Origin of the sequence: Halorientalis sp. LT38, from assembly GCF_037031225.1 — an archaeon.
GTDB classification, from domain to species: domain Archaea; phylum Halobacteriota; class Halobacteria; order Halobacteriales; family Haloarculaceae; genus Halorientalis; species Halorientalis halophila.
This window is the reverse complement of record NZ_JAYEZN010000001.1, coordinates 1,438,070-1,461,776: the sequence shown is the minus strand read 5'-3', so window position 1 is coordinate 1,461,776 and position 23,707 is coordinate 1,438,070. Positions and strand designations below refer to the sequence as shown.

At 65.5% G+C, this 23,707-nt stretch carries 22 protein-coding genes; 9 read left to right on the top strand and 13 right to left on the bottom strand.

The window, feature by feature from the left end; all coding sequences use genetic code 11:
• Window positions 1-5: 5 nt before the first annotated feature.
• The 4 genes from secF to U5918_RS07480 all read right to left on the bottom strand — a co-directional run bounded on the left by secF (window position 6) and on the right by U5918_RS07480 (window position 3,970).
• The gene (gene secF, locus U5918_RS07495; protein ID WP_336000602.1) at window positions 6-872 is read right to left on the bottom strand and encodes a protein translocase subunit SecF; all 867 of its coding nucleotides are present in this window, start codon (window positions 870-872) and stop codon (window positions 6-8) included.
• Window positions 873-998: 126 nt separating this feature from the next.
• Entirely contained in the window at window positions 999-2,738 is a 1,740-nt protein-coding gene (locus U5918_RS07490; protein WP_336000601.1) for a histidine kinase N-terminal 7TM domain-containing protein, read from the bottom strand.
• Between the two features lie 165 nt (window positions 2,739-2,903).
• On the bottom strand, window positions 2,904-3,362 hold the full coding sequence (locus U5918_RS07485; RefSeq protein WP_336000600.1) for a DUF5812 family protein: 459 nt from the start codon (window positions 3,360-3,362) through the stop codon (window positions 2,904-2,906).
• Between the two features lie 44 nt (window positions 3,363-3,406).
• A complete protein-coding gene (locus U5918_RS07480; protein WP_336000599.1) occupies window positions 3,407-3,970 on the bottom strand; it encodes a DUF8056 family protein in 564 nt (187 codons plus the stop codon).
• A gap of 90 nt (window positions 3,971-4,060) precedes the next feature.
• On the opposite strand from U5918_RS07480, the gene U5918_RS07475 reads away from it, so the two are divergent.
• The 7 genes from U5918_RS07475 (at window position 4,061) to U5918_RS07445 (ending at window position 9,104) form a co-directional block, all read left to right on the top strand.
• The gene (locus U5918_RS07475) at window positions 4,061-5,380 is read left to right on the top strand and encodes a glucose-6-phosphate isomerase (RefSeq protein WP_336000598.1); all 1,320 of its coding nucleotides are present in this window, start codon (window positions 4,061-4,063) and stop codon (window positions 5,378-5,380) included.
• Window positions 5,381-5,443: 63 nt separating this feature from the next.
• On the top strand, window positions 5,444-6,574 hold the full coding sequence (locus U5918_RS07470) for a CPBP family intramembrane glutamic endopeptidase (RefSeq protein WP_336000597.1): 1,131 nt from the start codon (window positions 5,444-5,446) through the stop codon (window positions 6,572-6,574).
• A gap of 106 nt (window positions 6,575-6,680) precedes the next feature.
• On the top strand, window positions 6,681-6,830 hold the full coding sequence (locus U5918_RS07465; protein ID WP_336000596.1) for a CopG family transcriptional regulator: 150 nt from the start codon (window positions 6,681-6,683) through the stop codon (window positions 6,828-6,830).
• Window positions 6,831-7,202: 372 nt separating this feature from the next.
• The gene (locus U5918_RS07460; RefSeq protein WP_336000595.1) at window positions 7,203-7,328 is read left to right on the top strand and encodes a hypothetical protein; all 126 of its coding nucleotides are present in this window, start codon (window positions 7,203-7,205) and stop codon (window positions 7,326-7,328) included.
• Between the two features lie 254 nt (window positions 7,329-7,582).
• The gene (locus tag U5918_RS07455; RefSeq protein WP_336000594.1) at window positions 7,583-7,786 is read left to right on the top strand and encodes a hypothetical protein; all 204 of its coding nucleotides are present in this window, start codon (window positions 7,583-7,585) and stop codon (window positions 7,784-7,786) included.
• A gap of 14 nt (window positions 7,787-7,800) precedes the next feature.
• Entirely contained in the window at window positions 7,801-8,691 is an 891-nt protein-coding gene (locus U5918_RS07450; protein ID WP_336000593.1) for a hypothetical protein, read from the top strand.
• 77 nt (window positions 8,692-8,768) lie between these two features.
• Complete coding sequence (locus U5918_RS07445) at window positions 8,769-9,104, top strand: hypothetical protein (protein WP_336000592.1); 336 nt, start codon at window positions 8,769-8,771, stop codon at window positions 9,102-9,104.
• 413 nt (window positions 9,105-9,517) lie between these two features.
• Here U5918_RS07445 and U5918_RS07440 read toward each other — a convergent pair whose 3' ends face one another.
• Complete coding sequence (locus U5918_RS07440) at window positions 9,518-9,976, bottom strand: NOB1 family endonuclease (RefSeq protein ID WP_336000591.1); 459 nt, start codon at window positions 9,974-9,976, stop codon at window positions 9,518-9,520.
• Window positions 9,977-9,989: 13 nt separating this feature from the next.
• Entirely contained in the window at window positions 9,990-10,229 is a 240-nt protein-coding gene (locus U5918_RS07435) for a PRC-barrel domain-containing protein (protein ID WP_336000590.1), read from the bottom strand.
• Window positions 10,230-10,406: 177 nt separating this feature from the next.
• Between U5918_RS07435 and infB the strand changes: the two genes are divergently transcribed.
• Window positions 10,407-12,221 carry a translation initiation factor IF-2 gene (infB, locus tag U5918_RS07430; protein WP_336000588.1) on the top strand — a complete coding sequence of 605 codons (1,815 nt, stop codon included), beginning with the start codon at window positions 10,407-10,409 and terminating at the stop codon, window positions 12,219-12,221.
• Window positions 12,222-12,296: 75 nt separating this feature from the next.
• The gene (locus U5918_RS07425; RefSeq protein WP_472779938.1) at window positions 12,297-12,542 is read left to right on the top strand and encodes a DUF8015 family protein; all 246 of its coding nucleotides are present in this window, start codon (window positions 12,297-12,299) and stop codon (window positions 12,540-12,542) included.
• Here the strand turns inward: U5918_RS07425 and U5918_RS07420 are convergent, their stop codons facing one another.
• The 7 genes from U5918_RS07420 to pyrH form a co-directional block, all read right to left on the bottom strand.
• Window positions 12,543-12,902: a DUF5811 family protein gene (locus tag U5918_RS07420; RefSeq protein ID WP_336000585.1), complete on the bottom strand. Its 360-nt coding sequence runs from the start codon at window positions 12,900-12,902 to the stop codon at window positions 12,543-12,545.
• A 40-nt stretch (window positions 12,903-12,942) separates the two neighbouring features.
• Window positions 12,943-13,419, bottom strand: coding sequence for a pyruvoyl-dependent arginine decarboxylase (locus U5918_RS07415; protein ID WP_336000584.1), 477 nt, complete (start codon window positions 13,417-13,419; stop codon window positions 12,943-12,945).
• Between the two features lie 204 nt (window positions 13,420-13,623).
• Window positions 13,624-16,470 (bottom strand): PKD domain-containing protein, encoded by a 2,847-nt coding sequence (locus U5918_RS07410; RefSeq protein ID WP_336000583.1) that lies wholly within the window; start codon window positions 16,468-16,470, stop codon window positions 13,624-13,626.
• A 937-nt stretch (window positions 16,471-17,407) separates the two neighbouring features.
• Complete coding sequence (locus tag U5918_RS07405) at window positions 17,408-19,327, bottom strand: heme-binding protein (protein ID WP_336000581.1); 1,920 nt, start codon at window positions 19,325-19,327, stop codon at window positions 17,408-17,410.
• A 48-nt stretch (window positions 19,328-19,375) separates the two neighbouring features.
• On the bottom strand, window positions 19,376-21,202 hold the full coding sequence (locus tag U5918_RS07400; RefSeq protein WP_336000579.1) for a site-2 protease family protein: 1,827 nt from the start codon (window positions 21,200-21,202) through the stop codon (window positions 19,376-19,378).
• Between the two features lie 90 nt (window positions 21,203-21,292).
• Window positions 21,293-22,939: a lysine--tRNA ligase gene (gene lysS / locus U5918_RS07395; RefSeq protein WP_336003306.1), complete on the bottom strand. Its 1,647-nt coding sequence runs from the start codon at window positions 22,937-22,939 to the stop codon at window positions 21,293-21,295.
• Window positions 22,940-22,989: 50 nt separating this feature from the next.
• Window positions 22,990-23,682, bottom strand: coding sequence for a UMP kinase (gene pyrH / locus U5918_RS07390; RefSeq protein WP_336000578.1), 693 nt, complete (start codon window positions 23,680-23,682; stop codon window positions 22,990-22,992).
• Window positions 23,683-23,707: the final 25 nt, after the last annotated feature.

The following is a 23,707-nucleotide window of genomic DNA, read 5'->3' as shown; positions in this document are numbered from 1 at the left end:
CTCCGTCATCGTGTGACCCCCTCGTACTTGTACCAGCGCAGGAGGCTCAGGTTGAGCAGATACGTGTTCATCAGGTCGGCCGACAGCCCCAGCACCAGGATGAACCCGATCTGGGGGAGCAGCGGAATCGCCAGTAGTGACGCGGTGATCGTCATTACGGTCATCGCCGCGATCGAGGTCAGCGTCATCGTCACACCGGTCCGCATCGCCCGGTAGGCCGACTCGTAGAAGTCCCCGCGCCGCCGCAGGATGTGGTTGTTCAACAGCACGTCGGAGTCGACGCTGTAACCGATCAGCATCAACAGGGCGGCGACGGTCCCCAGCGAGAGCTTGATCCCGAGGACGTTCATCAGCGCGAGCGGGATCACGATGTCGGAAAACGCCGAGATGACGATGGCGATCGACGGGACGAACGTGCGAAAGAGCAGGAAGATCAGCAGGCTCATCCCGACGAAGGCGATCCCGAGACCGATCAGCGTCAGCCGGACCGAGTCGCCGCCGAAGCTCGGCGATGTCTCGCTGAAGGATGCGATCTCGTACCCGTTGTTCGTCATCGCGCCCCTGACCCCGTCGGTCTGCTGGGTCGTCACGATGTACTCGTTGGTCCCGGCGACGGGCTGGATCGTCGGGTCCAGCCCCTGGAGGTTGCTCTCGACCTGGGCCTGCGAGTCGCTCGTCTGGATCTGTACCTCGGTCCCGCCGGTAAACTCGATCCCCAGCGCCACCGGGACGCCAGTCGTGACGTACCAGACCGCGAGGATCGCCAGCGCGACGGCGAGGACGGCGAGCGGAATCGCCGCGAGTTGTCGGTTCGTGTACCGCGTGTAGTCGACGTCGGGGAACCGGTCCGGGAGGTCGGTAATAGCGCTCATCCGGATCCGCCCCCGTCTCCGACTCCCGGTACCTCGAACTCCACCATACGCCACCGTGTGCAACAGCCCTGAATAAGCCTTCTTATCTCGTCGCTCACACGGGCGGGACCGAACGCGACTCGCCGATCAGTCCGCGTCGATCGGCGATCGATCGGGCGAGGAGTGCATCGTCGGCCCGGATCGGGGGATCGAGATGGTGACGACGCTGCCGCGTACGTCCTCGTCTTCGCCGAACCGGACGCGGTCGCGGAACTCGATCTCGCCGCCGAGCATCGACACGCCCCAGTTGACGAGCCAGAGGCCGAGTCCGCTCCCGTGTTCGAGCGGCGTCTCGGTCCCCTTCACGAGGACGTCCCGTTCCTGACGCGGGATGCCGGGCCCGTCGTCGGCCACGGCGACGTCGACGGTGTCGTCGTCGGCGTCGACGGTGACCCAGACGTGCGGGCGCTCGCTGTCGTTGTGGACGATCGCGTTTTCGAGGACGTTCTCCAGCACGGATTCGAGGATGCCAGTCGAGCGAATCTCCAGCGACTCGGGCAGGTCGGCCTCGATCTCGGCCTCGGGGTACTCGTGGCGCAGCGTGTCGAGCTGGCGGGTCATCAGCGAGGGCAGGTCGATGGGCTGGGGGTCGTTGTGCCGCCGGGACATGATCTGCTCGATCTCGCGGGCCTTGGTCCCCGTCTCGGTCAGGTCGCGGGCGACCGTCCGGACGCGGCTGGCCAGTTCCGCTTCCTCCCCCTCGAGACGCTCGACGAGTTGGGTCGCGCAGACGTCGATGACGTTCATGTCGTTGCGGAAGTTGTGCCGGAGGACGCGGTTGAGGACCTGCAGTTGCTGGCGGCGGTTCGTCCGGTCGGTGATGTCACGCAGGACGAGCACGCGCCCGAGCTGGTGGCCGTGCTGGTCGGAGAGCTCGGAGACCTTCACCTCGTACTCGAAGGGGCCGGGCGCCGACCAGACCACGGTGCCCTCCTCGGCGGGGAGGTCGAAGCTCGGGTCGTCGAACACCTCGCGGACGGGCCGCCCGACCGATTCCTCGTTCGTCAGGCCGAACTGCTTCTCGGCGAGCGGGTTGACGTCCACGACCACGTCGCTCCCGTCGACGACGATGACGCCGTCGCGCATGTTCCGGACGACCGCGGTGCGACCGATCTGTCTGGTCGCCGGCACGAGTTCGAGCAGGTCGGAGCGGTAGAAGGCGTAGCCGTACGTGATGCCGCTGACGGTGAAGGCGTACGGCGTCAGGTCCACCAGCCCCTGGACGGGCGACAGGCCGCTCACGGTGGCCATGTTGGCGACCAGGGGGACACAGACTCCGAGCAGGAGCGCGAACCCCTGATCTACGAACAGGTGGTCGGCCGTGAACACGAGTCGCAACAGGAGGACGACGCCGGCCAGGACCAGGGTGTAGGCGTAGGCCAGGAACGCCCAGAAGACGGGCCCGTTGGCCTGGCGGGCCACCGTGATCCCCTGGGTCCGGACGAGTTCGGTCCCCGACCAGACGAGTTCGTGGAGCGGGTTCGTCCAGACCAGCGCGAGCATCAGGACCGCTGGCAGCGACAGCAGTGCGACCGACCGCCGGGTCACGCTGTCGCCGTATCCCGTGTACTGGAGCGCGAACACGACCCAGGTCAGCGGGACGCCGATCATCCCCGTCCAGGCGACCCGCTCGAAGAACGACCACGTCGCTTCGTCGCCGGCGGTAAAGGCGAGCGCGACGCCGCCGGCCCACAGGACGATCGAGACGAGAAGCAGCCGCAGGGCTCTCGTCCCCGGCTCGCTACAGCGTCGCCACGTCTCCGCGACGAACGCCGAAGCGAGCGCCACTGGCACGCCGAGCGCTACCACGTACGGTGAGAGAGACACGTTTCGTCGACCCCCTACGCCCCCTCCTCGGGCTCATCGTACACTGGCGTATCATACTGCATAAGAGTACAGCCGTCAGAATCCGGCAATATTTAAGGGGCGGTAGGAAGCGCCTACGGCCGCTTCCCGTCTGCGCCCTCGCCGGGCGTCGGTTCGGCGCGCCCCTCAGGGGAGGTAGCGGACGCTGACCGTCTCGTCGGCCGCGCGGACCTCGACGCGGTCGACGCCGAGCCGCGCTGCCCGGGCGAGGGTCTCCTCGTCCTCGAGCACGTCGGCGGCCGCGTCCTCGGCCTCCCCGTCGGGCACCGTGATCACGTGCAGTTCGCCGATCCCGGCGCGCTCCTGTCGCGTGACCTCGCCCACGGACTGGTCGGCGGCGATCTCGCGCTCCTGGCGGGTCGGCGGCTCCGGACTCCGTTCGACCGGGACGGTCCGCTGATCGGTGAGTTCCACCACCTGCCAGGCGACCTCCAGCGGCGGTTCCGGCTCGATGCTGGCGTCGAGGATCTCGCCGGCCTCGACCCCCGGGTTCGTCGCCAGGGTGTGGACCTGCCCGTCCGCGACGTCTCGCAGGACCGCCGACCCGTCGTCTGCGGCCGTGACGAGGAACGTGGCGTCTTTCATGCGTCCAGCTGGGGGCTCGCGCGGTTTCCGCGTTTCGAGTGCGATTAGCGGAACAGTCGGTCGACGGCGACGATGGCGAGACCCGCCAGCGTCGGGGGTACCAGTCCCGTGATCGAGGGTAGTGCATAGAGCACCCGAATAACTGGGGCAAAGAGGCCACTCGCCGGGTCGCGACAGGTAACCTCATCGCCGAAGTTGTAACACTCGGGGATGGAGATGACGAGCCCGACGTACAGCGCGAAAATGAACGCGTAGCCCGCGATGCCCATCGCCAGGTCGTACCGGCCGTCGAGGCCGGCACCCTGTATCCGGCGGCGACGGGCGAAATACAGTACGGGGGCGACTAGCGGTGCGAACACGAGGGCGCCCACGAAGATGATGAACGCCCTGGAGAAGGTGAACACGCCACCGGGTGTTCCGACGGAGTTGCCCAGCTGGACCATCACCGACACCGCAAAGGCGAGCGCGGTCAGAGTCGCCAGCAGTCCCCCGATCACGACGTACGAGCGGTACAACCGCGAGTCGCTCACCCGGAAGGCGTAGGGGAACGCGCCGAACAGTCCCCGATATGCCCGCTCGTCGTCGCTCGCGTCCTGCTCGCCGGCCATTGGCAGCCGGTAGGCGACCGGCCCCGAAAAGCCACGCGATTCCACCGCGAGAACAGCAGCGTTTTGCGCGCCCGGCGAGCACAGACGCGTATGCACGTGGACATCGGCAACGCGCTCGCCTCCGAGGCCGACCCGGGGATCGGCCGCGACGCGCTGGAGCGCCTCGACGAGGACGTGGCACGGGCACACGAACGCATCGCCGCCGGTCGAGCGGACAGCGAGTTCGGCTACGCCTCGCTGAACCTGCCCGAGCGGACCGACGCCGCCGCCATCGAGAGCGCCGTCGAACCCGTCGCCGACGCCGAGGCGATCCTGACGGTGGGCATCGGCGGCAGCGCGCTCGGCGCGGCGACCGTCTCCCAGGCGCTGGGGGGATTGAACGCCGACGGGAACCGGGCCGACGCCCCGCCGCTGTACGTTCTCGACAACGTCGACCCCGCCGCCGTCCGGGAGACGCTGGCCGACCTCCCGCTCGACAACACGGCCGTCAACGTCGTCTCGCGGTCGGGGACCACCGCCGAGACGCTCTCGAACTTCCTCGTCGTCCGCGACGCGATGGAGTCGGCCGGCGTCGACTGGACCGAGCGGACCGTCGTCACCACGGGCGAGGAGGGACCGCTCCGGGATCTGGCCGACCGCCACGACATGCCCGCGCTGGACGTGCCCGAGGGGGTCCCCGGCCGCTTCTCCGCCCTGTCGCCCGTGGGTCTGGTCCCGGCGGCGATCCAGGGCCACGATATCGAGGGGCTGCTCGCCGGCGGACAGGTGGCCGCCGACTCCCTGTCTGATTCCCTCTTTTCCTGTCCGGCCTACGCCTACGGCGCGGTGAGTTACGCGCTCGCCCAGCGCGGGGCGTCGATCAACGCCGTCCTCCCCTACGCCGAGCGCCTGGAGTACTTCGCCGAGTGGTTCGCGCAACTGTGGGCCGAGAGCCTCGGCAAGGAGGGGGTGGGCCAGACCCCGGCGCGGGCGCTCGGGGCGACCGACCAGCACTCCCAGCTCCAGCTCTATCGTGCCGGTCCGCGGGACAAACTGGTGACGATGGTACGCCCGCGCGAGCGCGCGGACCGAGAGATCCCCGAGACCGACGTCGAGGGACTGTCCTACCTCGGCGGCTCGACGCTGGGCGAGTTGCTCGACGCGGAGTTCGAAGCCACGGAGGCCAGCCTCGCGGCGGCGGGACGGCCGTCGGTGCGGATCGAGATCGACCGCCTCGACGCCCGCGGGGTCGGCGAGTTGCTGTACGCGATGGAGGCGGCCTGTATCCTCTACGGCGAACTCGCGAACGTCGAGACGTTCACCCAGCCCGCCGTCGAGTGGGGAAAGAAGGCGGCTCGCGGCCTGCTGGGCGGCGGCGAGTTCGCGGAGGCCGACGCGGTCGCCGAGAAGACCGAACTCGTGATCGACTGAACGCTCGTCCGCTGGGACCGCGAAACGCAGTCCCTAAACCGCCAGCCGTCGTCACGTCAGGCAATGGCAACAGCTGAGTCGGTCGGCGAACCGACGCCGCAGACGACCGCGACACCGGCGACCGGGCTGGTACTGGCTGGGTTCGCCCTCGCGGGCTGTCTGCTCCCCTGGACCGGCGACCCACCGCTCGTCGCGGTCCCGGGCGTCGAGGGCAGCGTCGTCGGTGCGGTCTTCGGGGTGGCCACCGCATTCGCCTTCTTCCTGCGTCGACACGGCGCGCTGGATCGGGAGGTCGGGGCGCCGCTGGCCGCCTTCTCGTCGGCCGCGCTCGTGGCTTTCGCGTTGTTCCGGCTGATGGAACCTGCCATCGGCACGGACGTGGTCCCCGAGGTGGGCATCGGCCTGCCGATCACGGCGATCGCTGGGCTGGGCAGTATCGCCGTCGCGTACGCCGACTACCGGGCCGTGCCCGACGACGCCTTCTGGGAGAAGTCGAAGGCACTCGTCGTCGCGCTCGCGATCGGTGCGGGCGCCTTCGTCGGGCTGTTCGCCGGACAGTTGCTCGCGCTCCCGCTCTACCCGCCGGAGACGGCCTTCGAGTTCAGCATCGTGACGACGCTCGGCTATCTCGGTTCCGTCGCGTTCGTCGCCCTCTATCTCTCCGTCCGCGATCTGGGACTCGACTACCTCGACCTCGAGATTCCGTCGGGTCGCGATGTCCTCGTGACGGTCGGCGGCCTGCTGGCGCTGCTCTTCCTGCTCGGGGCCGTCAGCGCGCTCGTCGAACAGCTCGGCCTCCCCTCCTCGGAGTCCCAGATCCAGCAGCGAGCCATGGAGAATCCGACGCTGGCCCTGTACTTCGTCGCGCTCTCGATCCTGGTCATCGCCCCCGTCGAGGAACTGGCCTACCGGAACGTGCTCCAGAAGTACCTCTACGAGTCGTTCTCGGGTCACGCGGCCATCGTCCTCGGGGCCGTCGTCTTCGCTGCGGTCCACTTCAGCCAGTACGCCAGCGCGAACCCGCTGGGGACGCTGACGACCCTCGTGGTCATCTTCGTCCTCTCCCTGCTGCTGGGGTACGTCTACTACCGGACCGAGAACCTGGTGGTCCCCATCCTCGTCCACGGGGCGTTCAACGCCGTCCAGTTCCTCGCGGTCTACCTCCAGGCGACGGGGCAGATTCCGGCGGCCTGACCCGTCCCGCGCCACGTTCCACCGCCAACTGGGCGGAACCAGGCCGAGCGGGCGTGAGACGTTTGTCTGACGGGTTTTTATGCGAACCGGCCGCGAACTGCGAGGTATGCCAGCCCAATACACGGTCGTGTGCGACGACGACCTCGCACGCGAGGTCGAGTCCCTGGCCCGGGAGTACGACCTCACCGAAGAGGAGGTCGTCCGGCAGTTGATCGATCTGGGGCTGGACCAGACCGAGCGAACACACCGGGCCTAGGCCGGGCTTCCAGACAAAGCGTTCACAACTTCTCTCCTCTGAGCGCGCATCTCTCTCATGCCTAACGACGACTTTAAGAAACGGGTCGCCGAAATCCTCAGCAGCATACAGGGGCCGGATTCTATCTACCCACGTAACAAGCAACTCATTGCCGACTACAAGTGCGACAAGATTCTCGACGTACTAAAAAACTCCACGCTATCGAAAATCTCAGACGATTGAAAGATCCTCGCTGAGCGTGTCGGCGACCGCCCGTTTGACGAAATGGTGAAATCGGATGTGAAAGACCTCGTGGAGTGGCTTCACTCGTAATACGACAACTAGAACACCCTCTACACCTACAAGAGCGTCGTTAAATCGTTCTGGACGTGGATGGACGGCGGCGACGAGTATCCCGAGACGGTGGAGTGGGTGAAACTGAACAAGCCGACACGCAGGGCAAAAATCGATACAATCCACGCACTCCTCGAACGGATGGGTATTGAAGAAAGTGGATGAGTAAGGAAGGAAAGATACAGTCCAGCACGTACGAATCACAGTGGTTCAATCGAACCTCAGGAACCCTGGTCAAAACATCCAGATGGCGAGATACGCCTCGTTTCCATGTCTATCCGACCGGATCTCGGCTACCAGCACAAAATCTACTGAGCCATAAAGATATATTTGGCCGGGTCTATGAGTTAGAACCCACGAGGCTGTCTCGACAGACTATGTCACCTGAAATTACGTTCGGTCCCAGCGCGGCCGAGACAGTGCTAGAGCAGTTCGGTAAGACGTTAGACGAAGATAATTACATTATCGACCAAGAATCTGAGGAACGTGTCACGTCACTTTACAAGGAGGAAGAAATACACATCGATGAGTTTGGTGGCGTAGTAGAAGGTTCTACAGAGTTTATTAAAGACGACTATGCTGAGATTCATGAGTACGTGAAGTCGCAGAAAGAAGAACAGTAACCTCTTGAGAATTAATGTGGAATAAAGCCAAACGTATCGTCCGGGACAATGTACCCTCTTCTGAAGTTGACTTATCTGAGATAGAAGAGTTAAGGCTAGTTGAACGAGGTCGCGAACATTCACTCATAGATATTGATGATTCTGAAAGCCGACTTGAGCTGAATCTGGATGCGCTAGGGGGCGAGGAACGTCAGGAGTTCGTTGGAGAAATCGTTGAAACCTTCGAAACCCAACATCGCCTCTTTAGTGGAGACCCAAACAAGATTCGAGAAGCCACCAGTTTAGTACTTTCTGAGGATGAGATAGAAGAGACAGTAGAATTCTTTAGCCAGTATCTTAGTAGCACATACATCAAACTCCTTGAAAGAAGTCTATCTATCGACCGAGCATGGCATATTCGGAAGTTCTCTCGGGATGAGATGAAGGATTATAAAAAAGATATTGCCGAAGATTATGTTGAGAATGCTGTAGGTGGGGACCACAACGACGCTTACACTTCCATCCATATGGCAAGCTCTGGATACTACAATGAAGACGGTTACTTGAGGGCTGTCTTCCTGAATCTTGATGATGAATATTCCGACGAATCTGTAGATTATTCGAGAATATATGCTACCATATTAGACGAGAGTCCCTTCCTCGTTACTGTTGGCGACGATGATGAGGTACAAGATACGGTATCTGATTTCGTAGAGAGAATAGAAGACGCTGACACCTATAGATTTGATGTAGAATTTATTGATGGACGCGCTCAGGCGGGCTGGAACCGTGAAACGCTGGAAGAAGCTGTTCTCGTAATTCAGCGTGATGCTGACACTCTGAACTATGACTGTACTGTGAAACCTGGCGAAACCATCTACAGGCTATTCCCCGGGAGTCTGAGCGGACTGACTCTCGACCCATGATTGTTCGGGAGCTAAACGCTCTGATTCGGGAGGCCAATTATCTGTTAGTTTTTGTGCCAGTCATTAATTACGTCTATTTGTCCACGCTGGCATCATCAAAGCTGATTTTAGTTCTAGCAGCAGTTTCCTGTGCCATTTCTGCATTTGTTCTCAATTTCACGAGAGGGTATCCAGAAGAAAACGATGAGTCAAGTTCCGATGATCTACCGGGAATAGCAGTTGGAATTTATTTCTTGGCCCTCGGTTTTTGGGTCGTTTTGTGGGGGTACAGCATCCTTCAGCTCTATGGGTTTATAGGAAGCCTTGGGCCGAACGTGTTATTCTTTGGTTCACTAGCCTGGGCAGCTATGCTCATAACCCATGTAGCGCTTGACCGAATTGAGGCATATGAAAATGCTATGTACGACTTTTAGATTGTTCGGTAGCTCATACGCCAAATTTTCGCATACTAATCGCTGTCTGGGAGATCATTACCTTCGTCGGTGATGGGGAGATATTCCTCGGTTTCCGTCTGTTCGTGAGCGACTGTCGCCTCCATATCAAGTTCGCGGTGTTCGGGAGTACGAGTGGGCTCGCCCACGTCGGCGAGCCAGTTCGTACCACTTCTCAGCGGCTTTGAAGGCTTTGTAGTGGTCCGTCGTACATTTCCGCCGGTGTTCCCCACCATTGACCGCTTCCCCCGACACCACAGCAGCGGGTGTCGTCAGGGAGTTAATCGTAGGAAAGACACGGTCGGCTATATATTTCGGCATCGAACTATATTGTACTTCGACACGGTACGACACTAAACGGGCTAAGAATGGTTCTGAACTCTTATTCCAGAAGCCTAGGCCGGGTTCTTCCGCGAGAGGTCGCTCCCGCAGATCGGACAGCGGTCGTGGTTGTCGTCGAACTCGCGCCCGCAGCCGCTGCACTGGAACAGCCAGTCGCGCTGTTCGGAGATGCCCTCGCGGGCGATGACCTCGACGGCCACGTCGAGTTTCTCCGCCACGTTCTGCATGGCGTAGTCGTCGGTCACCAGTCGCGAATCGAGTTCGAAGGCCGCGGCGATCAGCCGCACGTCCGTCCGGGAGAGTTCGGCGAGGTCGCCGGTCTCGCGGGCGGCGCGTTCGATCCGTTCCACCGTCTCCTCTTCGGGGATGTGGAGGTGCATGCCGGAGCCCTCGAGCGCGTCGAAGCGGTAGGCGCTCTCGTCTTCGAGTTCTTCGCGGACGAGCGGGATCGACGCGATGGGCTCTTCGGTGTGGTACTCGTTGATAAACGCCGACGAATCGAGAACGTACATCGAGAAGAGTCGTCTAGTGCTGAACGATCATGTGGTCCTTGACGGCCTGGACGCGGGTGACGGGGACCAGCAGGCGGCCGCGTTCGTCGGTGGGGAACGACGACTCGCGAAGCATCTCGTCGGGTTCGACCACGAGGTTCTCGAGTCGCCCGGATTTGGCGTCCATCGTGATGTTGTACAGCATTCCCAGGTCCTTGCCGTCGGAGCCCATGACGGCCTTCCCCGAGAGGTTCTCCGCCAGTATCTCTGCCATACACGGGGTAGTGTATTCCACTCACATAAACGCCACGGGGCGTGTGACGCGGGTCTGACGCTGGCGCGACGCGGGACGGCCAGCGGCTGTCCCGTCCGCGACCGGGGGACGGAAATAGAAGCATTAAATGGCGCGCAGGGTTGATATCGGGTACGAATTCTCGAGGGTGATGCGCCAATGTCTGACTCTACAGAAGCCGACGCCGACGCGACGGGCGACGCGACCCTCAGGACGCCCATCGTCGCGGTGCTCGGCCACGTCGATCACGGAAAGACCACGCTTTTGGACAAGATTCGCGGCTCCGCGGTGAGCGAGGGTGAGGCGGGGGCGATCACCCAGCACATCGGCGCGACGGCCGTGCCGCTCTCGACCATCTCCGAGATGGCCGGCGAACTCGTCGACCCCACCGACTTCGACCTGCCCGGCCTGCTGTACATCGACACGCCCGGCCACCACTCCTTCTCGACGCTGCGCTCGCGTGGCGGCGCGCTCGCCGACATCGCCGTCCTCGTCGTCGACGTCAACGACGGCTTCCAGCCCCAGACCGAGGAGGCCGTCGACATCCTCAAGCGGACCCAGACGCCCTTCATCGTCGCCGCTAACAAGGTGGACACCGTCCCCGGCTGGAACCCCAACGAGGGCGTCCCGATCCAGGAGAGCATGGAGCAACAGTCCGAGCGGGTCCAGGGCGACCTGAACGAGCGCCTCTACGGCATCATCGGCGAACTCGCCGATCACGACTTCGCCGCCGACATGTACTGGCGCGTCCAGAACTTCCAGAACAACGTCGGCGTCGTCCCCGTCTCGGCGATGACCGGCGAGGGCGTCCCCGACCTCCTCACCGTCCTGATGGGCCTGTCCCAGCGGTACATGAAAGACGAGATGCAGATCGACGTGGACGGGCCCGGCGCCGGCACAGTGCTGGAGGTCAAGGAGGCCCAGGGGTTCGGGACGACCGTCGACGCCGTGCTCTACGACGGGACGATCAGCGAGGACGACGAGATCGTCGTCGGCGGCCTCGAGGCGCCGATCACGACCGACGTGCGCGCGCTGCTCCAGCCCAAACCCCTCTCGGAGATCCGCACCGAGAAGGCCTTCGAGAAGGTCCCCTCCGTCTCGGCCGCCGCGGGGGTCAAGATCGCCGCGCCGGACCTCGACGACGCGATGGCCGGCGCCCCCATCCGGGTGATCCGCGACCGCGACCGGAGCGGCGTCATCGCCGAGGTCGAGCAGGAACTGGCCGAGATCGAGGTCACGACCCAGGAACAGGGCGTCGTCGTCAAGGCCGACACCCTCGGGAGCCTGGAAGCGATCGCCAGCACCCTCGACGAGGTCGAGATCCCCATCGTGCGCGCCGAGGTCGGCGACGTGGCCCCCCGGGACGTCCGGGTCGCCGAGACCGCCGACGAGGAGAAACACGAGGTCATCCTCGCCTTCTCCGTCGACGTGCTCGACGACGCCCGCAAACTCGCAGAGCAGGAGGACGTCCGCCTCTTCGAACACGACGTCATCTACCGGCTCGTCGAGGAGTACGAGGAGTACGTCGAGGAGATGGAGCGGGCCCAGCAGACCCAGGTCCTCGAGAACATCACGCGACCCGCCCGCTTCCAGATCCTGCAGGACCACACCTTCCGCCAGAACGACCCCGCCGTCGTCGGCGTCGAGGTGCTGACCGGCACCGTCGCCCGCAACTCCAACGTCGCGACGTTCGAGAACGGCCAGTTCGAGCGGGTCGGCCGCCTGAAGTCCATCCAGGACGCTGGCGAGGACATCGACGAGGCCCGCATGGGCGATCAGGTCGCCGTCTCCATCGACGGCCCCACGGTGGGCCGCGACATCGAGGAGGGCGACGAACTCTGGATCTACCTGCCCGAGAAACACGCCAAGATCCTCGAACAGGAACTGATAGAGGAGATCCCCGGCGACGAACGCGAGGCGCTCAACCAGTACCTCGAGAAACAGCGCAACCGCGACCCCTTCTGGGGCAAGTAGGCCAGGCGACACCCCGTCTCCGGGAGTAATAATATTTAATTAGCCGGACGTGGACAGTGTCGGCCGGAGGCAACTATCTCGGATCACCCACTGGGATCGGTCTCTCGTCCCGATCTCGTGCTGTCGGCGATTCCGGGCCCCGTCGTGCTGGCGGCGGTGCTCGGCGTCGCGCTAGGGGTGCCACTGCCTATCGCGCTGGCCCTCGGCAGCCTGCCGGCCGGCGTCGTGATGGGGTACGCCCTGTTCTGGGAACCGCCGGTCGGGGGACTGCGGAGTTCGGACGAGAACCGCGAGAACCGAGAGCCGCGCGATCGGGCGTAGTTACTGCGCGGTCGGCGAGTGCTCCGAGCCCATCGCCTGTTTCATCTGGAGAGCCGCGCTCGCGGCCAGTCCCTGGGCCAGGTCGGTCTGTTCGTCCTCGCCGATCCGGAGGTCGGCGTCGTCCTCGGGCGTGTAGCCCGCGCTGACCGCGGAGCCGACGGGGGGCTGGACGGCGACGGTGGCGCGGGGGCCCTCGGCGCCCTGGGCGAGTTCGAGGCCGACGGCGAACTCGTCGGGGAGGAGCTCGCGGGTCCGGGCGGCGACGGTAGCGAGATCGCGGCGCAGGCGGCGGCGCTGGTCCGTGGACAGCTGCGGCGGGGCGTCGCCCTCTGCACCCGCGAAGGGAGTGTTGCCGTACATTGAGCTGCTGATAAGTGACTCCCACGTAAAAATCCGCCGGCTACCGCAGGAGTGACCGGCTCTCCCCGTAGGCCGCGAGCACCAGCGCCGTCGCGTACTCCTCGGGATCCGGCTCCGCCGCGACGACGATGGAATCCTCCTCGACGAACGACCAGTCGCGCAAGTCTTTGCCCGCCGCCAGCCCCTTCTCGATCCGCTCGCGGACGACCGTCTCGGACTCCCCGTCGGCCTCGTAGAAGATGCCGCGGCCGGACTCGCTGCGCGCCCAGCCGATCCCCGCCGCGCCGGCCTCGCCCGGGGCCGCGGTGTGTCGCCCCTCGACGACGGTGAGGCCGTCGCCGACCGCCCCCAGATCCGGGGCCGTCCCGACCGCCTCCAGGTGCGCCTCGGCCGGGATGACCGAGGAGACCCGGATCAGGTTGAAGTTGTGGACATTGGCCTCGGCCAGGGCTGCGTCGTAGGAGGCCGTCCGCGTCGGCCCCGTCGCCACGCCCCAGACGAGCCGAATGACGCTCATACACCAGTCAAGACGAACGAGCGGGTAGAACGTTTCGAACCCACCTTTTTCCCGCTCGGGTGCGCCTCCGGCGCACCACTCACGACAAAAACGTCTCCAGAGAACCGCGCTCGCTTCGCTCGCGCGGCTGCTCGTCGAGTTGATCGGATGCCACGGAGACAGCGGGCGGTACCGGAACGACAGAAAGGGAACGTTCGTGCCGGGTTAGCGCTCGTCGCGGCGGCGAGCGAGCAGTAGAACCGCCAGCAGGGCGAGGACGGCGATGCCCGCGCCAAAGCCCGACCCGTCTGCGGCAGTTCCGGGTGCAGTAGCGGATGCGGGTCCGTCGCTATCGGTCGGTGTCGTGGTCGGTGTGTCCGTCGATTTCGGATCCTCCGTTTCCGCTGGCCGCGGCGTCGCCGTCGCGGGCTCGGTCGTCTGGTCCGGCGTGTCAGTCGTCTGGTCCGGGGTGCTCGTCGTCGAGTCCGGCGTCGCCGTCGCGGTATCGGTGGTCGTCACGTCGACCGGAGCGTCGTAGCCCGCCCCTCCTCCGCCGGTCGTACTCCCACTCACGTCGACCGAGAGGGTATCGGTGTCGGTGTTCCCGTTCCCGTCAGTGACTCGCAACGTCACCGTTTTACTGCCGCTGCCGGAGTAGGAGTGGGACGGTTTCGAGCCGGTCAATTCGTACGTGCCGTCGCCGTCGGTGTCCCACTCGTAGCTATCGACGACGCGGTTGTCGCTCGAGGCGGTCCCGTCGAAGCTGAACGACGACCCTGCCGTGACGCTCTTGTCGGCCCCGGCGTCGGCGGTCGGTGCCGTCGAATCGGGTTCGAGTTCGACCGTCCCGCTGGAGTAGTGGATCCCGGTGGTCTTGATGTACAGTCCGCCGCCGTCCGTCGTTCGGACGACCATGTCGGAGAGGCTACTCGTCGAGCCGCCGCTGGTGTACTTCGCCGCGAGCTCGCCCGGGTTCTGGATGCCCATCCGGGAAACCAGGCCGGACGGAATCGTCGCCTCGTAGAACCCGGAGTTCGTGTTCGAGGCCACCTTGCTACCGCTCGCGTTCCAGTGTGGGGCAGCGACCGAGTACGTCAGCTTGTTCGTCGCGGCGTCGTACCGTGGCGGGCTGAACAGCTGCGCGTCGGAGCTCAGCGTCGCCCCGTCGAAGTCGGACTCGAACTGGGAGCCGTCGGGCATGTCGAAGGTTGCGAGGTGCGCCCCGGGCGCGATCGCCATATCGGCCTGCTTGTTCGTGCTGGGCCACCGACCCGGCGACCTCGCGCTGATACTCGAGAGCCGCTGCATGTTGATGGCGTGCATCTTGATGGCGAGCTTCGTCTTGCCGCCGCCTGCGTCCTCTGTCACCCACTCGTCGACTTTGGCGCTGGCCATCATCGCGTTGGGCTCGTAGTTGCTCATCGTGACGTTGACCCACAGCTCGGTGGACTCGTCGACGCCGATGGAACTGAGGTCACGGTTGCCCTTGCTCGCCCCGTGGTAGAGGTGGATTTTGAGCATCCCGCCTTCGTTCCGGGTCGCGAGCTCGACCGTTCCGCCCGGTGCCGTCCCGTTCCCGGTGTGTTCGACGCTGGTTCTGCTGATCGACGCCGGTTCCTGGACCGTGACGGTCTTCGTAACCGTGTCCGTGTTTCCGGCGTAGTCGGTCACCCGGGCCCGCACGTCGTGATCGCCCGTCGAGGAGAACGTGTGCTGGGTGATGCTCTGGCTCGTCGAACTGTACTCGTAACTGCCATCAGCTCCGACGTCCCACTCGTATCTCTCGATGCCGCTCGGGATGTCGTCGCTGGACTCTTGAGCGACGAGGTAGGCGGCCTCGCCTCTGGTCACGTACCGCGGGAAGACGTCGAGTTTCGCGGTCGGCGGGCCGCTCTCGCCGACCAGCACGTTCACCGTGCTGGTGTCGGTGTGAGTGCCGTCGGACACCCGCAACCCGACCGGGTGAACACCCTCACTCGAGAACGATACCGACGGACTCGACCCGGATGCGTCGTCGTAGGTGTTGTCGTCGTCTGTGTCCCAGGCGTACGAGGAGATACTGCCTTCGGAGGCGCTCCCGCTCAGGGAGACGCTCTCACCGGTAGCGGGCGCCGTGGGCGTGGCACTCGCGGCAGCAGCCACCAGCTTGTACGTCTGGGCGGCACTCCGCATGGTCGATACGCTACTGTCCCAGTAGTGTACGGTGATGTCGTCCTGGTGTGTGACGTAGAGTTCGTCGTTGCCGACCAGACCGCCGGTTTTGATCGTGATCGTCCCGTCGAACGTACCGGTGTCGGGGCCGGTCTCTGTCAGCTTTACCGTCTCGGTAGTGAGATATTCGATCTTCTCCGTGCCTTTATCACCGTCGCTGTTGCTGTCGGTGATCTCCACGTCTGCCGTGCCGTCGGGGTTCCGAACGACGTTCGTGATCGACTCGTCGTCCGATTTCGTGACCAGGTCGACGTCTGCGGCCGTGATCTCACCGTCACCGTTTCGGTCGCCGACCGGGCCGGTCGTCCGCAGCGTGGTCGGGCTCCCCTGCTCGGTGTCACTCCCCGTCTCCAAAGAGGTGAGTGCGTCGTAACCGACGTACTCCGTGCTGGAATCGGTATAGGTGCTACCGGCGTCGCTGATCGTCACGTCGTAGTCGCCGCCGTTTCGGGCGACGTTCGTGATCGACTCGTCGGGAAAGCCACCACTGAGGCTGAAGTCGCTCGCGGTGATCGTGCCGTCGTTGTTCGCGTCGTAGACGCTGTCGGTGATCGTAATCGTCTGCGTGCCCCCGTCCGGGGTGTCAGAACTCGTCTGCTGTCGCCTGGTCGGGCTCTCTCTGGTCGATTCGATATTGACGACGTGTGTCTCCGTCACGCCCGCGTTCGTGTTCAGGTCGCCGTCGTCGACGGTGACCGTCGCCTGGTTGCCCGCGGTGGCGGCCGATACCGCAACGCTGCCCGCCGTGTTTCCGGCCGCAGCCCCGGCGGTTCCGGTCAGCGCGACGCCTGACGTGACCACGGAACAGACGATCACGACTGCGAGAGTGAGTGCCCGCAGTTTGCGTGTCGAAGCCGTCATGTGACCCCTCCGGGCCACCGACACGTTGAATCGTCAGCCACTCTCTCACGCGGTGTGGCACCCGTATCGCGGCGCCCGCCGACTCCGGGCGCCGCGCGGGCACCAGCGCTGTCCCGTTCACCGCCATCGGTCGTACCGGATTCAGTCGTCATAATTGTCCTCGGATTCGGTTTCTCGGACGGCCCATCGTCGACCGAGAGACACTATCAAGCCAATCTCAGTATTATTATATGAGTACTGGGGGCAGTTCGGATCGCTGAAACATCGGTTTCGGGCGGCTGGCTGTACGCGCAACGGCACTGCAGTCGATTCGTCGGAGAACCTCCGAAGTCGAGGCAATTCAGACCGGTGGGGGACCCATCACGATCCGAGGGACTCGAGTGGAGCGTGCGTTCGCCGAACCGGCACGCGTTGCTCGGCGCGGATATTGGTGCTCAGTACAGGAGGTAGAAATATCATCTTGGGTTTTGATTTACCGAGGGAATGAATGGGAACAGGATCCAAGAGAGGCTACAGGAGGTACAAGAAGGAGACTACTTGTTATGGAATGGAAGGACGAGCCCCCAACCTGTTACAGGCGTCAATGATGACACGTTTATCGTGGAAGGAAGACAGGGAGGACGGTATCGATTCTATACCTCTGGGATCCCAAAGTTGACCAATCTAAGCAGTAGAAACGACTTCGACGTTGAAGAGCTGACCGTCCTTCGACCTCTATCCTCACTCGATAAGTAAGCACGTCCCCTGTACCAGCCGTTACACGGCATTCTCCTCGAAACCAGTATCCGCGCGAGCGGAGCGAGCGCGGTTCCCCGGACGCTCACTTCGTTCGCGTCCGGGACGTTTTTTACGGCCGATTTTCGAGACTGTGGGACCTTCGCTCCCGCATACAATGCGAACGGGGATTGCTGCAGGCGACCCCCGACGGGAGGAGGTGCTAGGCCAGGAAGACGTGCCGCGGCCGGTCGGCGAGCACTTCGCGGCCGAAGGCGACGGTCTCGGAGAACGCCTCGGAGCGGAAGAAGTCGAGGGCGTCGTCCTGGGAGCGCCACTGGCTGGCGATGAACATGTCGTTCTCGTCCTCGCGGTTGACCAGCAGGCTCGTCTCGTCGTGGCCCTCCATCTCGGCGAGCAACTCGCCGACCTCGTCGAACTTCGCGGTGAAGTCCTCGCGGTGCTCGGGCACGACGGTGTAGAACATGCCCATCGTCCCGAACCCGCCGCCCTCGCCGGCGCGGCCGACGATCTCGGGGAGATCCGAGAGGAAGCCGGCGGCCTTCTCCGCGGCGTCGTCGGTCTCCCAGATGCTGACGATAGCGGAGCGGTCGTCGTCCTCGCTGCGAGTTTCGTAGACGGCCGTCTTCACGTGGCTGTCGTAGTGGTCGAAGCTCTCCCGGAGACCGTCGACTTCCTCGAACAGCGTCTCGGGGTCGGCCTCGGAGTAGAGGACCAGCGCGAACACGTCCTCACCGCGGGGCTGCCCGGCGTAGATGTTCTGGGCCTCGAGTTCGCCCCGGATGTCGTCGCTCGCGCTCTCGGTTTCGGCGTCCTCGGAGTCGCTCTCGTCCTGTTCACCGAGGGGGCCGCGATAGCCCTCGACGATCCCTCCCAGGTCGTTCAGGAAGCCCGCGGCGGTGTCGGCGGCGCTCTCGGTCTTCCAGACGCTGGCGATGGCCGCCCGGCCCTCGTTGGCCCGCACCGTGGTCAGGACGTGCGTGTCGTAGTGGTCGAAGTTGCCCCGGAGGCCGTCGACCTCGTCGGCGAGGTCGGCGGCGTCGGCCTCGGAGTAGAAGACCAGCCCGAAGGTCCCCTCGTCGTAGTCCTGCCCGGGGAACAGGCCGAGGTTGGCCAGTTTCCCCTCGAGTTCGTCGTCCTCCGGGAGGTCGACGTCGCCCACGTCGGGGCGGCCGCCGGAGGAACCGCCGTCGTCTGCCTCGCTCTCGTCGTCACCGCGGGCCGACGCCGGCGGGTGTCCGTCGCCGTCGGTCTGGCCGTGGGCGGGGGCTTCGCCGTGGCCTCCCGCAGCGGCCGGTTCGCCGGCTTCACCCTCACTGGGGACCGGTTCGCCGGCCAGCAGCGCGTCGAGGTCCGCGGGCGGGAAGCGCTTCCCGAAGTAGAAGGGACCGAACTCGGCGAACTTCGAGGAGGAGGGGTCGAAGCGCATCTCGTTGAGGAGGTCCTTGATGTCGGTCGGGTCGTCGGCCCACAGCGTGATCCCCCACTCGTAGTCGTCGAAGCCGACGCTGCTGGCGATCATCTGGTTCACCTTGCCGCCGTACCCGCGCCCGATGTCGCCGTGGCGGGCCATGTGTTCGGCCCGCTCGTCGAACGGCAGGTCGTACCAGTTCTGCTCGGGGTCCCGTCGCTTGCTCATCGGGTAGAAACAGACGTGGTCGTCGTCGGGGATCTCGGGGTGCAGCCGCTGCTGGATGTACTGGGCCAGCCCGGAGTCGTCGTCGACCTCGCCCTCGAAGTACTCGCGGGCGCGTTCGGTGTAACCCGAAGCCTCCGTCACCGAGAGGTAGGAGGTCGGCTGCTCGGTGAACTCGGCCAGCGCGGTCCGCTCGAACCGGCGCTCGGCGGCCTCGACGTGGCCGACGGTGGGTCGCAGGTGGACGATCATGAGGTCGGCCTTGTGGCCGACGACGGTGAAGACGGCCGTCGCGCCGCCGCCGAACTTGCCGGGGTCTTCGACGTCCTCCAGCGCGGCGTGCGAGCGGAGGTAGTCGATGCCCTCCGCGATCGCCTGCCGGCGACGGCGCTCGGGGGCCGCCCGCCAGGCGTCCCAGTCGATGGTCCGGAAGTCGTGCAGCGCGTACCACCCTTCCTCCGTCGGCGGCGGGTCGCGTGAATCCATACCCGGCCCTTCGGACGGGTTCCTAAGGAGGTTTCCGTTCTCGCCCCGCTACAGTCCGCCGACCAGCCCGGGCCCGAAGATCATCAGGAACAGGCCGGCGATCATCAGGAGGCTGATCGAGACGGTGACCGTCGTCGTCAGCCGGCGGCCCCCTTCGATCGGGAGTCTGGAGATGACCGCCTCTGAGCTCGTGCGGAGGATGTGACCTCCATCGAGCGGGAAGGAGGGGACGAGGTTGAACATGCCGAGCTGGAGGTTGACCCACGCGGTCCAGAAGGCCATGTTCGCCAGGATCAGGACGCCGTCGCCCAGGCCGGAGAGCAGGCCGGTCGCCTCGTAGAAGTTCGCGATCTCGGGGACGAACCCGGCGAAGTTGTCGCCGATCTGGGGGACGATGACGCCGATGAAGGGCAGAATGAGCGCGATGTACACCCTGTCGAGCAGCGAGCCGCCGGTCAGCCCGCCGAAGGCGTTCGCGTCGCCCTCGAGGAGGCCGAGGAAGTCCTCGGCGGGGTAGGTCCGGATGCCGAAGTCGTTGACCACCACGCCGCTCACGCCGCGGGCGGGCGAGACCCCGATGAAGCCGCCCTCCTGGTTGGGGTGTGCGTCGAGCGTGACGTTGTAGGTCTCGGGGTGGAAGTCGCCGTCCCGCAGGACGTAGGCCTCGATGGGGACGGTCGTGTTCGGCTCGTCGTTCCGGAGCGCTCGATCGAGTGTCTCGGGATCGATCACGCGCTCGCCGTCGACGGCGGTGACGATCAGGTACCGATCGGTCGGCGCGCTGGCGTTCGCGAGCGGGCCGTCTTCCATGACCTGGATCACGAAGACCCCGGTCGGGAAGGTCGCGGTCCCGTTGTCGGTCTCCACCTGGGCCATCGTGTTGTTCGCGACGGCGTTCTCGAACTCCCGTTCCGTGCCGACGGCGGTGCCGTTGACCGCCTCGACGTCGGTCGGGTTGCGCTCGCTCCAGTTGATCCCGCCGTCGCCCTCGCGGCCGGCGATCACCTGCGGGATCGCGGCCGTGATCGTCGGCGAGCGGGTCACCTCGACGCGCTCGCCGTCGTTGCGTTCGACCGTGACCCGCTGCCCGGAGGTGTCTCTGAGGACCGTCTCCAGCTCGTCGGGATCCTCGACGGCCGTGCCGTTGACGGCCGTGATGAGGTCGCCCCGCTCGATGCCGGCGTCCTCGGCGGTCGAACCGGGCATGGCCTGCCCGACCGGCGCGCCGTCGGCCACGGCGATGGAGCCGACGATCGGGCCGAAGAGGAGGGCGAAGGCGAGCACGGTGATCGCGAAGTTGTTCATGACGCCCGCGGAGAACATCCGCGTCTGGGCGCCGCGGTCGGCCTCGTTGCGGCTCTCCTCGTCGGGTTCGACGAACGCACCGACGGGGATGAAGGCCAGGAAGGCGAGCCCCATCGAGTCGATGTCGATGTCCTCGACGCGGCAGAGCAGGCCGTGGCCGCCCTCGTGGACGACCAGGCCGACGAGCAACCCGAAGATGATCCCGGGTGCGGCCGCGAGCGGGAGGAACTCGTTGACGCCCGGGATGACCAGGACGTTCTGGGGGTTGCGCACCTCGGAGGGCGTCGCCCCCGGCGAGAGGACGCTGCCGAGCGCGGCCGTGAGCACGACCACAAGCATGGCGGCCATCACGACCAGTGCGATGCCGACGCCGAAGTTGCCGTACGCGCGCCAGAATCGCTTCGGGCGCGCCAGCCAGTTCAGGAAGGCCCGGCCGCGTTGGGTGTGGACGGTGGTGATCGGGCCCGAGACGCGGACGGACTCGGGGAGCATCCCCCGGGTCCGCAACGCCATCATCACCAGTGTGTACAGGAGGATTCCGGCGAGCACCCACACCAACAGGTCTGCCATCGCTCCGAGTGACGGGCCTGTCGGTCAAGAGGGTTTGGTTCGGGGACCGCCCGCGGCCGGGACCGCCGGTCCCCGTCGCCGGTCGCCGACCTACCCCTCCCGCCGGAGCCGGTCTGTGACGAACGTCTCGTCAAGCGCCGCCAGGAACGGGCCCAGCCGGGGCCCCTGGTCGGTGTCGAGGAAGAGGCGATACCCCGCGGCGAAGAAGTCGCTCACCTCGATGCCGTGGCGCTTTGCGGTCTCGTAGATCTCGCCCTGGATCTCCTCGCCGTCGTCGTGTGACTCGACGAAGTCGGCGAGATCCGAGAGTGCGGCGGCCACGTCCTCGTCGAAGTCGGTCTCGGGCAGGGCTTCGGCCAGCCGGTAGTTGTACTCGTTGTCCGTGCGCTCGGCCCAGGCGCGGGCGCCCTCGACCCGGGAGAGGGCCGCCCCGACCTGTTCCGGCGTCGCGTCCTCGGGAACGTGGCCCTCGCGGCGGGCCATCGTCTCCCGGAGTTCGGCGTCGTCGGTCATCCCCAGCACCGCCGCGAAGGTGTATGGAATCCTGATCGGCTGGCTTTCGGGGACGTCGCCCCCGACGGCCATCGGGTAGGCCCGCTCGACCAGTTCCCGCTCGTTCTCGTCGCGGGGCTCCTCTGCCCCGAAGAAGACGGCCTCGAAGCGGTCGAACTCGTCGACCAGCTGGTCGAGCGTCGCCACGCTGAAATCGCGCTGCTTGCGCGGGTTCTTCACGAAGAAGTAGCGGAACGCCTCGGGTTCGAGCAGGTCGAGCACCTCCGCCACCGTCACGACGTTGCCCGACGAGGACGAGAGCGCCTCGCCGTCCAGCGTGAACCACTCGTAGACCATCGGAACCGGTGGCTCGACGTCGAGCAGATTCCGGGCGACGTCCTCGCCGCTGGGCCAGGAGCCCTCGGCGTGGTCCTTCCCGAAGGGCTCGAAGTCCACGCCCAGAATCTCCCACTGGGCGGGCCACTCGAACCGCCACGGGAGCTTTCCCTCACGGAGCGTGGCCGTGCCCTCGTGCCCGCAGCCCTGGATGGTCCGGTCGCCGGCCTCCAGGTCGGTGCAGACGTACTCGACGTCGCCGGCGTCGAGATCGACGCTGGTCACCGAGCCGGTCAGCTTCCCACAGGCCTCACACAGTGGCGTGAAGGGGGTGTACTCCTCGTCGACGCCGGCCTGGTACTCGCACAGGAGGTCGCGGGCCTCGTCGGCGCGTGCGAGCAGATCCCTCGTCACCGGCTCGAACGCACCCGTCTCGTAGAGTTCCGTGTTCGAGACGAACTCGATGGGGACGCCGACGAGGTCGGCGCTCTGCTGGAGCAGGTTCGTGAAGTGGGCGCCGTAGGAGTCACAGCAGCCGAACGGATCAGGAATCGACGTGTAGGGCTTCCCGAGGTTCTGACCGACGGCGGCCGAATCGACCGCGTCGTCGCCGAAGTCGACCACGTTCCAGTCCAGATCGGCGAGCGTCCGGGGGATCTTCCGGAGCGGGTCGCGGTCGTCGGTGGTGAACACCTGCCGGACCTCGCGGCCCCGATCCCTGAGAGCCTCGGCGACGAAGTAGTTCCGCAGGATCTCGTTGAAGTGGCCGATGTGGGGTACGCCTGAGGGGGAGACGCCGCCCTTGATGACGATGGGATCCTCCGGCTCGGTCGCGAGAATCGCGTCCGCCACCGCATCGGCCCAGAAGGCCCGCCGGTCGCCCGTGCCGACGGCGTAGGGGTCGTAGATGGCCGCCTCGTCGAGATCGACGTCGATCTCCGGGGGCGCGCGCTCGCCGGTCACGACTCCTCACCCGGGCGGATCTCCGTGCCCTCGTGCTCGTCGTCGAGGACCGCTCGTTCGACGGCCGTCGGGTCGGTGCCGTCGAGGACGACCGCGTGCAGGCCCGCGCGCTGGATGACTTTCGCCGCCAGCAGGTCGACGGGGGCGTTGCTCCCCGCGGCCATTTCGATGTCGGCGATGACGTCCACCAGATCGTCGGCCGAGAGGGTGGCGTACTTCTCGGCGTCGTCGTGTTCGTTCGGGTCGGCGCTGTAGACGCCGGGGACGCTCGTTGCGTACACGAGCAGGTCCGCGCCGACGTATTCGGCGAGGGCGGCGCTGACGGCGTCGGTCGTCTGGGCGGGGGCGACTCCGCCCATGACGGGCACGTCGCCGCGGTGGAAGGCCGCGCCGGCGTCCTCGTACGTTTCCTGGGGCGTGGGGGCGGCGGCGTCGCCCAGCGCGGCGATCAGCAGCCTGGCGTTCAGCCGGGTGACGCCGATGCCGAGCTGGTCGAGTTGCATCTCGTTGGCGCCGAGTTCGCGGGCGGTCTCGATGTAGTCGCGGGCGACGGTGCCCCCGCCGACGACGACACCCACGCGATGGCCGGCCGCGAGCAGCGACTCGACGACGTCCGCGTAGGCGCGCACTCGTTCGGGGTCCAGATCCGGCGCGAGGACGCTCCCGCCGATGGAGACGACGACTCTCATTACCACCGGATTGCCCGGTTGCCGG

Coding starts and splice junctions, on each gene's coding strand:
- secF (WP_336000602.1), bottom strand. CDS start 872: ATGAGCGCTATTACCGACCTCCCGGACCGGTTCCCCGACGTCGACTAC.
- U5918_RS07485 (WP_336000600.1), bottom strand. CDS start 3,362: ATGAAAGACGCCACGTTCCTCGTCACGGCCGCAGACGACGGGTCGGCG.
- U5918_RS07480 (WP_336000599.1), bottom strand. CDS start 3,970: ATGGCCGGCGAGCAGGACGCGAGCGACGACGAGCGGGCATATCGGGGA.
- U5918_RS07475 (WP_336000598.1), top strand. CDS start 4,061: ATGCACGTGGACATCGGCAACGCGCTCGCCTCCGAGGCCGACCCGGGG.
- U5918_RS07470 (WP_336000597.1), top strand. CDS start 5,444: ATGGCAACAGCTGAGTCGGTCGGCGAACCGACGCCGCAGACGACCGCG.
- U5918_RS07465 (WP_336000596.1), top strand. CDS start 6,681: ATGCCAGCCCAATACACGGTCGTGTGCGACGACGACCTCGCACGCGAG.
- U5918_RS07460 (WP_336000595.1), top strand. CDS start 7,203: ATGGACGGCGGCGACGAGTATCCCGAGACGGTGGAGTGGGTGAAACTG.
- U5918_RS07450 (WP_336000593.1), top strand. CDS start 7,801: ATGTGGAATAAAGCCAAACGTATCGTCCGGGACAATGTACCCTCTTCT.
- U5918_RS07440 (WP_336000591.1), bottom strand. CDS start 9,976: ATGTACGTTCTCGATTCGTCGGCGTTTATCAACGAGTACCACACCGAA.
- U5918_RS07435 (WP_336000590.1), bottom strand. CDS start 10,229: ATGGCAGAGATACTGGCGGAGAACCTCTCGGGGAAGGCCGTCATGGGC.
- infB (WP_336000588.1), top strand. CDS start 10,407: ATGTCTGACTCTACAGAAGCCGACGCCGACGCGACGGGCGACGCGACC.
- U5918_RS07420 (WP_336000585.1), bottom strand. CDS start 12,902: ATGTACGGCAACACTCCCTTCGCGGGTGCAGAGGGCGACGCCCCGCCG.
- U5918_RS07415 (WP_336000584.1), bottom strand. CDS start 13,419: ATGAGCGTCATTCGGCTCGTCTGGGGCGTGGCGACGGGGCCGACGCGG.
- U5918_RS07410 (WP_336000583.1), bottom strand. CDS start 16,470: ATGACGGCTTCGACACGCAAACTGCGGGCACTCACTCTCGCAGTCGTG.
- U5918_RS07405 (WP_336000581.1), bottom strand. CDS start 19,327: ATGGATTCACGCGACCCGCCGCCGACGGAGGAAGGGTGGTACGCGCTG.
- U5918_RS07400 (WP_336000579.1), bottom strand. CDS start 21,202: ATGGCAGACCTGTTGGTGTGGGTGCTCGCCGGAATCCTCCTGTACACA.
- pyrH (WP_336000578.1), bottom strand. CDS start 23,682: ATGAGAGTCGTCGTCTCCATCGGCGGGAGCGTCCTCGCGCCGGATCTG.